General features: G+C 39.0%; 13 protein-coding genes and 1 pseudogene. All 14 read left to right on the forward strand.

Annotation, left to right across the window (positions count from 1 at the left end; all coding sequences use genetic code 11):
* Window positions 1-83 precede the first annotated feature (83 nt).
* The 14 genes and pseudogenes from NCY30_RS14110 to NCY30_RS14175 all read left to right on the forward strand — a co-directional run bounded on the left by NCY30_RS14110 (window position 84) and on the right by NCY30_RS14175 (window position 10916).
* Entirely contained in the window at window positions 84-302 is a 219-nt protein-coding gene (locus tag NCY30_RS14110) for a hypothetical protein (RefSeq protein WP_215726983.1), read from the forward strand.
* Window positions 303-366: 64 nt separating this feature from the next.
* Window positions 367-1341, forward strand: coding sequence for a CPBP family intramembrane glutamic endopeptidase (locus tag NCY30_RS14115; RefSeq protein WP_215726984.1), 975 nt, complete (start codon window positions 367-369; stop codon window positions 1339-1341).
* Complete coding sequence (locus tag NCY30_RS14120; RefSeq protein ID WP_215726985.1) at window positions 1338-1691, forward strand: flavodoxin family protein; 354 nt, start codon at window positions 1338-1340, stop codon at window positions 1689-1691. Before NCY30_RS14115 ends, NCY30_RS14120 begins: the two co-directional genes overlap by 4 nt.
* Window positions 1691-2071, forward strand: coding sequence for a hypothetical protein (locus NCY30_RS14125; protein WP_250818827.1), 381 nt, complete (start codon window positions 1691-1693; stop codon window positions 2069-2071). Before NCY30_RS14120 ends, NCY30_RS14125 begins: the two co-directional genes overlap by 1 nt.
* Before the next feature lie 148 nt (window positions 2072-2219).
* Window positions 2220-3206: a lanthionine synthetase LanC family protein gene (locus NCY30_RS14130; protein WP_250818828.1), complete on the forward strand. Its 987-nt coding sequence runs from the start codon at window positions 2220-2222 to the stop codon at window positions 3204-3206.
* An 85-nt stretch (window positions 3207-3291) separates the two neighbouring features.
* Window positions 3292-3450: a hypothetical protein gene (locus NCY30_RS14135; RefSeq protein ID WP_182420250.1), complete on the forward strand. Its 159-nt coding sequence runs from the start codon at window positions 3292-3294 to the stop codon at window positions 3448-3450.
* Window positions 3451-3891: 441 nt separating this feature from the next.
* A pseudogene (locus NCY30_RS14140) lies at window positions 3892-5774 on the forward strand (recombinase family protein).
* Window positions 5771-6154 (forward strand): TnpV protein, encoded by a 384-nt coding sequence (locus NCY30_RS14145; protein ID WP_215726988.1) that lies wholly within the window; start codon window positions 5771-5773, stop codon window positions 6152-6154. Before NCY30_RS14140 ends, NCY30_RS14145 begins: the two are co-directional and overlap by 4 nt.
* A 9-nt stretch (window positions 6155-6163) precedes the next feature.
* Window positions 6164-6343, forward strand: a complete 180-nt coding sequence (locus NCY30_RS14150) for a hypothetical protein (RefSeq protein ID WP_005610395.1) — start codon at window positions 6164-6166, stop codon at window positions 6341-6343.
* 46 nt (window positions 6344-6389) lie between these two features.
* On the forward strand, window positions 6390-6545 hold the full coding sequence (locus tag NCY30_RS14155; RefSeq protein WP_215726989.1) for a hypothetical protein: 156 nt from the start codon (window positions 6390-6392) through the stop codon (window positions 6543-6545).
* A 757-nt stretch (window positions 6546-7302) separates the two neighbouring features.
* On the forward strand, window positions 7303-8949 hold the full coding sequence (locus tag NCY30_RS14160) for an MSCRAMM family protein (protein ID WP_250818829.1): 1647 nt from the start codon (window positions 7303-7305) through the stop codon (window positions 8947-8949).
* Window positions 8950-8969: 20 nt separating this feature from the next.
* Entirely contained in the window at window positions 8970-10103 is a 1134-nt protein-coding gene (locus NCY30_RS14165) for a BspA family leucine-rich repeat surface protein (protein ID WP_330620052.1), read from the forward strand.
* Between the two features lie 307 nt (window positions 10104-10410).
* Window positions 10411-10665: a type II toxin-antitoxin system HicA family toxin gene (locus tag NCY30_RS14170; RefSeq protein WP_055213833.1), complete on the forward strand. Its 255-nt coding sequence runs from the start codon at window positions 10411-10413 to the stop codon at window positions 10663-10665.
* Complete coding sequence (locus NCY30_RS14175; protein WP_055213832.1) at window positions 10662-10916, forward strand: type II toxin-antitoxin system HicB family antitoxin; 255 nt, start codon at window positions 10662-10664, stop codon at window positions 10914-10916. Before NCY30_RS14170 ends, NCY30_RS14175 begins: the two co-directional genes overlap by 4 nt.
* Window positions 10917-10919: the final 3 nt, after the last annotated feature.

A 10919-nucleotide genomic window follows, 5' to 3' on the forward strand; every position in this document is an offset into this window, starting at 1 on the left:
CCACAGAGATTATGACTACAAAGTAAAGAGAAATGGAATTTAAAAAGGGGCGAGGCGATTGAAAGAAAAAAGGAAGAACAATTATGGGTAACTTTAAAGATTTTGATCTTGACTTAAAGAATGTAGCATCAGGTGGGGAAGCGGAGCCAAATGGATTATCAAAGATTACGACTAAGATTACGATCGGCGTATCCAAAATGTCATTAAAGAACAAGTGTAAATCTGTTGATACGCCGACAACAGGAAGGTCAGCGATATGCTGCAAGAGGACGAATGCTGCGGCTGAACCTCAGTGTATCTAAAATGTAAGAGCGTGGCATTTTGCTGCGCTCTTTTATAAAAAAGAATCAAAGGGAAGGTGTGAATATGGAGACAATTTTATTTTCAAAAACAGATAAAATAAAAATCGTTACATTTGTAGCTGTAGCTTTTGGATTGCCGTGGTTACTGTTACCGCAGATACGGGTAGAGGGGATTTTGGCGTACAATATACCGGCGTCGTACATGATGATTCTTCCGACTTTCGGTATTATATTGGGAAGAATTATCTGTGAGCGAAAAATTCATGGGTGGTTTCATTGGATTTATACAATTGCTTTTATCGAGAGTACTGCGGTGATGGTATTGTGTGCGGCGAAAGTAATAACCGGGAAAGCGGCAGATGATATGCTGACGGTTTCTTCTATGGCATTGAGCATCGTTCTTTTATTGGGCAGGATGATTGACGAGCAGGAACTTTATCCGTTTAAAGATTTAAAAAAGGCCATTGGCATTTATATTATGTTTGTAGCCATTGCGCAGATATCAAACCTTCCGCAGCTTATACATGCCGGAGCCTTGCGCACGGCAGATGAGATTGTTTCCAATCTACTGTTTGCGCCAATCGACATTTTCGTGGTGCAAAGTATATATTTTTTCGGGGAAGAATATGCATGGCGGGGGTGCCTGCAGGGACGGCTGCAGAATATATTCGGGAAGCGCATGGGCGTTATTTTGCTGGGAATCATATGGGAGCTGTGGCATATGCCGCTGTGGTTCCAGATCTCTGAGCCGGGGCAGGGGAAGCTGATTGTACTGCTTGTTTTGATGCGTATGCCGTATGTTATTGCGCTAGCTGTATTTTTGGGATGGGCATATATGAAGACAAATAATATCTGGCTCTGTGTTTTGATTCATGGAGTCAATAATGCGGCGGGGGCAGCATTTGATTCTGATTTAGTAACTGTCGCCGATACGGTTGAAAGTGTAAGCGTCTTTGACGGTATTATGACCGCTGTTGCTGTGATTGTTATGCTGCTATTTCTTTTTACGAAGGAATACAGAAAAGGGGAAAGAGTATGAAAGTAGTTGGTTATGCAGGAAGTCGCTCCGCGTTTTCAAAAAGCATCTGTCTGGGAGAAAAATTGAAAACAATGCTGCGAGAGAAGAACATAGAAATGGAACTGTATACAGCCAGAAACAATGTAGTGGAGGAGTGTCGGGGATGCGGAAAATGTTTTGATGAAGGGTTATGTCCGCAGGATCAAGAGGATAGTATGGAATACATTAGAAAAAAAATTCTAGAAGCAGATTTAATTGTTTTACTGTCGCCAGTCTATTTGAATAATGTGTCCGGCGCGATGAAAACATTTCTTGACAGGATTGGATCTTGGGTTCATACTTTGGCACTTTCCGGGAAAATGGGATTGTAGTGACAGTGACAGATCAAAGCGGACAGGAATTTGTTTCTTATTACTTGCAGAAGCTCCTTTTACAGATGGGGTGTAATGTGGTTGGAGAGTATAAGGTTGTGGCACTAGAGGAATTAGATCAGGAGGAAGTTATAGAAAGAATTGTATCCAATATCGTAAAAGCATTTTCTGATCAAGAACAATATATAAGCACGGCTGATTTAGAAAATACGTTTCAGTATCTGAAGGCTAGATTTGTCAACGCGGATATGGAACAGTATAAAGATGAATCCTATGAGATTAAATATTGGTATGATTCCGGGATGGCAGAGTGCGAGACTTTTCAGGAAGTGCTGAACCTTAGAAAATTACAATGCAGGAGTGATGTACATGAAGTCTGAGGTTAAAGAAGAAATACAGACTTATATACGGTATATTAATGAGAATGACTTCAGAGACAAGTGTGAGGAATACATTCAGATGTTTTTTTTTCTATCGCAAATGATGTTAGAAGAGAGTTTGGGAGCGGACGAAAGAGTAATTCAGTCAATGGCGCAAAAGATGGTAGGACTACTGGGACAGGATCTGGATATAGATTTTGCTTCTCCGAATGATGGAATGTATGGGGGATTGGGAGTGCTTACGTTTTCAGCTCATGAGATCATGGGAAGGACAGGAGAGTTAAAAGAGACTTCAGAATTGCTGGATAGATTTTTATTAGATCAAGCGTGTCAGAAAGCAGATTTGTTCCAGCAGAGGAAACTTTCGTTTGGTTCGTACGATATATTAGGCGGAATTGCAGGTGTGGTATATTATCTGCTGGACTGTGAGGAAATACTGAACCAGCCGGAGGAGAAGCTGAAATTGCGGGATCTGATACGGTTCTTAATCTATTTGTCAGGAGATTATTCTTATTGGGGGAAACAAATTCTTCGCTATCACATAAGAAGAAGACAACAGTTTCTTGCAATAGAACGAAAGACGATGAAACAGGGACATATCAATTTCGGGATGGCACATGGGGTTGCGGGCCCGCTCGTCGCTCTGGCGAAGGCGAAGAGACAAGGAATCCAGGAAATGTATCTGGAGGAAGCAATCTGGAAATTATTCGGGCTGTATGAGGAATTATGTGTGGAGAATAATGGGATTGTTCGCTATCCGAGAAGGCTTCCGATTGACTGTTATGTCAGCAAAACGAGCGCTGATCTTACGGAGAATGCCGGGTGGTGTTATGGGAATCTGGGGATTGTCCGCAGTTTAATGAAGACGGCGAAGTATTTAAGGAAGCCGATGGAATATGCGTATTATCTGGATAAATTGGTGGATATTTTAGCACAGCCCGCAAAGGAATACAATCTCTCCAGCCCAATCGTATGCTACGGATATGGGAGTGTGATTTCGATACAGAAATATGCCTTTCTGGAAAGCCAGGATGAAAGGTGTCTTGTGAACCTGGAGAGAAACGTGGAGATCACACTGAAAGAGCATAGAAAGAAAATGCAGGATGAAGGTTACCGTAAGGATTTTTCGATTTGATCATAAGTATATTTTTGCAATGGGGACTGTGACAGTTATAACGGCTATCTGTTCCCCAATGTCTACGCTGGTCTCGCAAAGTCTTATGAACAGTTTGCAGGAAAGAAGAAGCCTAAAGATGCTTTTGGTGCTTGCGGCAATTTATATTGGAATTGATTTGTTTCAGATGCTGATCGAGTACTTTCTGGATTACTATAAGTACACATTTGCACAGGAGTATAATCTACATTTGAATCAGGTGTAGTAAGTTTGAAGAGACTTCTTAATCAATCAAATTTAAAGAGTTGGAGCTCCAAAATGATTAAAAAGTCTCTTGAGGCTTATTTTTTTACCTTAAAGAACAAAATTGTATTTTGTAAAAAACAATTTCAAAACATGTCCGTATTTTGTTTCGTCAGTACAGAGATTGTGTAAGGAACTTTAAAAAGATGACACGAAATCAAAAAAGATGCAGTAAGGGGGCTGTAAAAAGACCTCTGAGCATTTCGTTTAGTGTAAGAATCTTTTTTACTTCTTACACGAACCTTGAAAACGAAACAGCCTGCCCGTAGTGATACCAGAACTGAATAGGCATTTAGCGTGTCTTTTCTGGTTAATACGTTCCGGAAACATCAGAACCCGGTACAGGAACGGATATGGGATGAGAACAGGCAATTAATAAACAAAGGAAGGAGGACATCTGACTATGACAGAGAAACAGGGATTCATGACAGCGTTGTATGAACGTCTTAGTCGTGATGATGAATTAAACGGGGAATCCAACAGTATTTCAAATCAGAAGAAACTGCTGGAACAATATGCAAAAGAACATGGATTTACCAATCTTGTTCATTTTACTGATGATGGTATCTCCGGTACAAGATTTGATCGCCCAGGCTTTCTTGCCATGATGAAAGAAGTAGAGTCGGGGAAAGTCGGAACGATTCTGATTAAAGATATGAGCCGAATGGGAAGAGATTATCTGAAAGTCGGACAATATATGGAATTGCTGCGACAGAAGAATGTCCGCCTGATTGCAGTCAACGAGAATGTAGACAGCTTCCGGGAGGACGATGGTTTTACTCCATTCCGAAATATCATAATGAATGGTATGCAAGGGATACCAGTAAAAAGATAAAATCCACTTTCAAGGCGAAAGGAAAATCCGGCAAGCATGTGGCAAGTACAACACCGTATGGATATCTGAAAGACAAGGATGACCCGAATGTATGGATTGTTGATGAAGAAGCAGCTGTAGTTGTACGGAGAATCTTTCACATGACAATGGACGGGTACGGACCATATCAGATTGCCAAGGCACTGAAAGAGGCTAAGGTTGAGATACCAGCGGTTCATATGGCAAAGAAAGATGCCGGATTATGGAAAGGCAGAGTAGAAGAAATCAAAGATCCTTATGGCTGGGGCTCTTCTACTGTTGCAGGCATTCTGAAGAAAAGAGAGTATCTTGGTCATACAGTGAACTTCAAGACCAGAAAACATTTCAAGGATAAGAAAAGCCATTATGTATCTGAGGATAACTGGACGGTGTTTGAGAACACGCAGGAAGCAATCATAGATCAGGAAACTTTTGACAATGTGCAGAGAATCCGAAGCAATGTGAGAAGATACCCAGATGGATGGGGAGAAGCCCATCCACTGACAGGTCTGATGTATTGTGCAGACTGCGGTTCCAAAATGTATGTCCACCGGGTAAATAATGGCAAGCGAGTGCCACAATATACCTGTTCTGCATATTCTAAAGTTCCGGTTGGAACACTCTGCCAGACACAGCACAGAATTAATGCCGATGTGGTTATGGAGCTGATTAAGGAACTCTTAAAGGCTGTTGCGGAGTATTCACAGTTGAATCGTGAAGAATTTTTGGAGACAGTAAAAAAGGCACAGACTTCACAGCAGTCCAGTGAGATTACAAGATTGAAAAGCAGATTGGCAGAGGCAAAAAAGCGTGTGCAGGAACTGGAAAAACTGATCTGCAGAATCTATGAGGACAGTATTCTTGGCAAGCTACCAGATGAACGCTATGCGATTCTTGACGGACAGTATTCTAAAGAACAGAAAGATTTGTCGGCAGAAATCGCAGATTTGGAAGCTGAATTATCAGGCTATGAAGAAGGTCGCAGATCAGCGGAGAAGTTTATTGCTCTGGTTGATAAATACCAAAATTTTGAGGAATCGACCACTTACATGCTGAATGAATTTGTAGAAAAGATTATGGTTCATGAGCGTGACCGAAAAGGAAGCATTGAGACAACCCAGGAAGTGGAAATCTATTTTAATTTTATTGGAAAATATTTACCACCACATTTCGGTGAGGTGGAAATGACACCAGAGGAAATTGAAGAAATGAAGAAGCGGGAAGCCAGAAAAGACAGGCTTCATCAGAATTACTTGAAAAGGAAAGCAAATGGCAAGCAGCAAGAATACTATGAACGGACAAAGGCAAAAAAGAAAGCGGAGATGGATGCAAAAAAAGAGGAAATCCGTCAGGAAGATATTGCAAAGGGTGTGTTCGTTCCGGTATCACTGCTTCCACCTGCAGAACCGAAGAAAGGAGTTGCATCAGCATGAGCGAATTAGAAAGAATCATTCACGATGACAGCAATGGTCTGGATTATATCCTTGTCGGGGAAATCTATCTGCCACTGATCGCTGTACCCGAAGAGAAAAGAGAGATTGGTTTTTATGGAAGTCTTCACAGAAACTATCTGAAGGACTACAAAAGTGGCTTATATTCCTATCTGACATTGACCGGAAAGCTTTGGACTTACCTTGCAGACTTAAATGAGCAGTGTGTAGAACGCAGAGATTTCCTCATGGAACAGATTATGGAGCAGGAAGGCATTACGGAAGAATTGAAAAGCAGAGATCAGATGGAATGGGTTCGCCGGGCAAACAATGCAAGAAGCCGGGTAGATGAAATTATTTTAAATGAACTGGTGTATGTGTAGGAGGGACTTATGAGATACCGGATTGAATATGCAGACGGAAGATGCTGTAATTTTGCAAACAGCAGAAAAGATTTGCTGGATTGGCTGAAAGCATTGAAAGATGAAAAAGTTGTTGATATCCGTAAAGTGTACAAAAATGGAGTTACAGATTCTGTGATAGACAGCTATCGTAGTTATCTGAAACAGTAAAGGGGTGGACAGTCAGCAATATGATCCATTCAATGAAAACTTGGAAATGAAATTGCAAAAGATATTTCAGAAACTGTCAGCCAAACAGAAAACAATCGTATTTGATTACATGACGGACACATCAAATAAATGCAGTGATTTGAATGAATTCTATTACCGTATGGGATTAAGAGATGGATTGAGGCTGGAAGAAGTAATTTAAGTCATGCTGGATGTATTAACGGAGTGATAATTGTGAAAAGAATGGTTCAATAGCGGGAGTAAAGGCAGTGGCAGTTATTATCATTATCGTAATGAAATAATTGAGAAGAAATTCTCACAACAGAATAAAATACTTGGAAATATTGAAAAGTTCGCTTAAAATCAAGCTTTATAGACATTTTTCTTCAAAGAAAAGGTATCGCAGAATACCGCAAAATATCGTAACAGATTTTTAGAATGGAGTAAATTTGGAATAAAAGTTGAAAGAAAATGGAGTAAATATATCAAAGATGTAAGGAAAAATGGCGTAGGTAGTAGAAACAGTATCTGCGTCATTTTTTTTGATTATAATGGTGTGAATAATTATAAAATATGATATGATAAACAAAATATAAATGAAATCAGGGCAAGTAACATTTAAAAGACGTGGATAAACAAGAAGTCCTATCAAGAGTGTAAGCGTAAGCAAGTGATGAAACTCTTTATAGGGCTTTTTCTAGTATCTGATTAGAAAAAGATGTGAAATATGATTTGCTATTTGTTATCGACTATAAATATGTGAAAAACCTTGAATTTTCGCCTGTCAAAGATTATTTGCGCTACTTTTTTAAAGTGTGTAAAGGTAGGTTGCTAGCTTTTTTTTAGAATATGCTTATTCACATGTTATTTTGTCTTATACCTATGCGAAATACGCATTGCATAACAATTCGCAGGCCAATTATGCGTTTTATGGATTACCAAACTCAACAAAAATGCATTTGATCAATAAAGCTAATCAGATGCAGGCAATGGGTGGCATTCCAAGTGGTTACGCTGTGTATTATTTCAATACATCTTACAACCATCAGCCAATGGCATTTCAGGTTAATAATGTAGCAACTTTATCACTTAGAAAATCATCATCGAACACAGATATCACAAATGGAAATAGTTGTTATTCTTTAGCAAATGCAAAATACGGAGTATATAGCAATGCAGCATGTACTTCTCAGGTATCCACATTTACAACAAATGCAAATGGAACCTCGAATTCAATCAATTTAGAACCGGGAACTTATTATGTAAAAGAAATTTCCGCACCGGAAGGTTACTATATTGATAACACAGTGAAAACAGTGAGTTTATCTAGCGGTGAGAATAAAGTAGTTAGCTTTACAGATAAACCGATGGATGACCCGGCAGCGATTGTTATTCAGAAAAAAGACAAATATACAGGTAATACAATAAAAGGAAAGAAAACATTAGCTGGAGCACAGTTCACTATTAAATATTATGATGGATTCTATGATCGAAATAATCTTCCAGCAAGAGCCACCCGTACATGGGTTATTGAAACCAAAGAACGTACTAGACCAAATGGAAGCAAAGTCTATCAAGCCGGTTTATCAGATACCTATAAAGTAGGTGGAGATAATTTTTATAAGGTAGATGGAGCAATTACTATCCCTCGCGGAACAATCACTATCCAGGAAACAAAAGCACCGGATGGATACCGTAATGATTTAAACATGACGGATACAAAAGGCAATAGTACTGTAAATGGTGTATACCTTGCACAGGTAACGAAGCCAGGAGATTTGTCAACTTTAATGGGCGGACAGACATTTGAAGGATCCGACAGCCCGGTTCGAGCAGATATTAAGCTGACGAAGATCAATGGAACGAATAATAATACCATGGCAAATATTCCGTTTAAGATCACGAATCTGGAAACAAAGGAAAGCCATACAATTTATACCGGAAGTAATGGTGTATATGATTCTTCATTGATTAAAAAGAGTATGAATACAAACACAGATAAAGCGGGAGCCGGTGTCTGGTTTGGAGATACATCTATTCTTAGTGATGATGAAGGGTCTTTTGAATACGGAAGTTATAGCATTGAAGAATTAGAGTGTAAAGAAAATGATGGAAAGATTCTCTATAAGGGAACTTTTAAAATCGATAATAATACAGGAAGCACACTGGATCTTGGAAAAATTATCAATAACAACATTGAAGTAAAAACCTATGCTGCAGATAACACCAGCGGAAATAACAATACAGCATTTATCCAGCAGGGCGGTATTTTCAATTATACAACCGGACAGCTTACTTACGGTAAAGCCATTACGGATGAAGTCAATGTAAAAGGTATTTCATCCGGTTATGCAGTAGCTAATTTGGTAGATATGGAAACTGGAGAATATATCAAAAATAAGGATGGTTCCACTGTACAATCGGAAGCAAAGATTGAACCTTATAACGATGGTACTTATACCGGACAGGCACATCAAAACCTTGTTTATGATAATCCAGAGAGCATGCTTGGTAAGAACATTGTTGTATTTGAAAAGATTTATGCTTTAAACGCGGATGGAACACCAAATTACAATAAACTGCTTGTAGAACATTTAACGGATTAACAAAATGTACAAGTATAAAAATAAAAGGAATGTATGCCCCGAATATTAAGAAATGTGTCAATTCATTTCTTGACTGTACATCATTAACTAGCTTTGATCTTTCAGGATTAGGAATGAGCAAAGCAACTTACTTTAATGGTATGTTCGGGCGTATGAGTAACATTACATCCATTAACCTTAGTGGATGGTCAACATCAAATGTAACTGATACAACAAACATGTTTACGGAATGTAGAAAACTGAAAACCATTTACGTGTCCGAAGGATGGAGCGTAGCAAAGGTTAAATCAGATACAAATATGTTCAGTAATTGTACAAGTATCCGTGGAGGTTCGGGAAAAACATATAATCAAAATCAATGGGGTAAATCCATGGCAAATTACAGCAATGGATACTTAACCTATAAAGCTTACACAGCCAAGGCTAATATCGCCGCCCCATCCTCATCAGTCATCATCAGCTCCGCAAAAGCAACAGATGGACTGACAGTGGAAGAAATCCTGAATAATGACTCTGCATTTACAGATCCGATAAGAGCGGTCAATGAAGAGAGTACAGACGCAGAAAATGAAGACGCGGATACGCAAAATGCGGATGTGGCTGTACAGAGTATGGATGATCCATCTGGAAAGCTTCTGTATTCGCATAGTGATCTAAATGATGAGAATGAAACATGCCACAAAGATATCAATGATGCAAATCAGACCATTAAAGTTAAAGGATATCGTGACTGTACCGTGATCAAACGCATTAAGGCCGATGATTACTGGAAAGAGCATGGTGATCCAACCTTTATCTTCAAACTTACAGGAACGGATACACTGGGAGCTTCACATACTTATTATCAGAGTGTCACATTTACTGAAAGCTATGTAAAAGCACATACGGACAGTGACGGATACGTAGAGATGAAAGCAATCTTTGGTCAGGTCCCGGCAGGGGAATACACATGTTCCGAAGAAAGCGTCAGCCGATTTGAGTTTGAATCATTGACCAAACCGGTAAATGCAACCATTAACGGAAAAACAGCAGTATACCATCTGACGGATAACGATACGGCATGTGCAACATTTACCAACAAAAAATATGAAGAGGGAGACTTCGGACATGACAGTGTAGTAGTCAACCACTTCAATCATAAGACACAGGATTAAGATCTTGATAACTGGAAGGACCTGCTTCGATAGGAAGCGGGTCTTTTCCGGTATATGGTAATTCATATATATCACAGTAGAGGTTTAGCGGCTGCCATTCTTACATACTTTATATAGGGAGTGAAAAAAATAATACTGTAATGTTCATAACATCAAAAAAAACTTAGATAACAGGAAGGAGGCTCGCTATATAAGCAGACAGGAGCGAAAAATTTTTTGTCTGCAAAGACAGTAGGGACACGAAAAATGCAACTAAATATAGTTGCGCATAATTTATTTTCAGTATATCCTAAAGATAGGAGAAAAAGTGAGCAAAAAGGAAAAATTAATTCAAAAGCTTAAGGCTCAATCAAAATCATTTTCTTATGAAGATGCAAAAGTCTTGTTGGAATATTTAGATTTTTTGGAGAGCAATAAAGGAAAAACCAGTGGATCACGGGTAGTTTTCACAAACAAACTGCATGGAAATATTATGCTGCATAAACCACACCCACAAAAAGAACTGAAAAAATATCAAATCAAGCAATTAAAAGAATTTCTTGAACAGGAGGATCTGATATGAGTAGCGTTATGAAATACAAAGATTATATCGGAAGTGTAGAGTTTTCAGAAGAAGATCAACTCTTCTATGGAAAAGTCCTCGGCATTCATTCCCTCATTTCTTACGAAGGTGAAAGTGCCAAGGAATTAATTCAGGATTTTCATGAAGCAGTTGATGATTATCTGGAATTATGTGTAGAAAAAAGAATCGAGCCGGAAAAAGCCTATAGGTATAAGGGAGTCCACGCTATTAGTATATATCCAACAAAATAGAGG

Source organism: Dorea sp. MB18-49 (genome assembly GCF_023669465.1).
Taxonomy (GTDB): domain Bacteria; phylum Bacillota; class Clostridia; order Lachnospirales; family Lachnospiraceae; genus Dorea_A; species Dorea_A longicatena.

Excerpts from the sequence above, each read along its gene's own strand:
- NCY30_RS14130 (WP_250818828.1), top strand. The coding sequence starts at position 2,220 with ATGGCGCAAAAGATGGTAGGACTACTGGGACAGGATCTGGATATAGAT.
- NCY30_RS14135 (WP_182420250.1), top strand. The coding sequence starts at position 3,292 with ATGAACAGTTTGCAGGAAAGAAGAAGCCTAAAGATGCTTTTGGTGCTT.
- NCY30_RS14175 (WP_055213832.1), top strand. The coding sequence starts at position 10,662 with ATGAGTAGCGTTATGAAATACAAAGATTATATCGGAAGTGTAGAGTTT.
- NCY30_RS14120 (WP_215726985.1), top strand. The coding sequence starts at position 1,338 with ATGAAAGTAGTTGGTTATGCAGGAAGTCGCTCCGCGTTTTCAAAAAGC.
- NCY30_RS14150 (WP_005610395.1), top strand. The coding sequence starts at position 6,164 with ATGAGATACCGGATTGAATATGCAGACGGAAGATGCTGTAATTTTGCA.
- NCY30_RS14145 (WP_215726988.1), top strand. The coding sequence starts at position 5,771 with ATGAGCGAATTAGAAAGAATCATTCACGATGACAGCAATGGTCTGGAT.
- NCY30_RS14110 (WP_215726983.1), top strand. The coding sequence starts at position 84 with ATGGGTAACTTTAAAGATTTTGATCTTGACTTAAAGAATGTAGCATCA.
- NCY30_RS14155 (WP_215726989.1), top strand. The coding sequence starts at position 6,390 with ATGAAATTGCAAAAGATATTTCAGAAACTGTCAGCCAAACAGAAAACA.
- NCY30_RS14115 (WP_215726984.1), top strand. The coding sequence starts at position 367 with ATGGAGACAATTTTATTTTCAAAAACAGATAAAATAAAAATCGTTACA.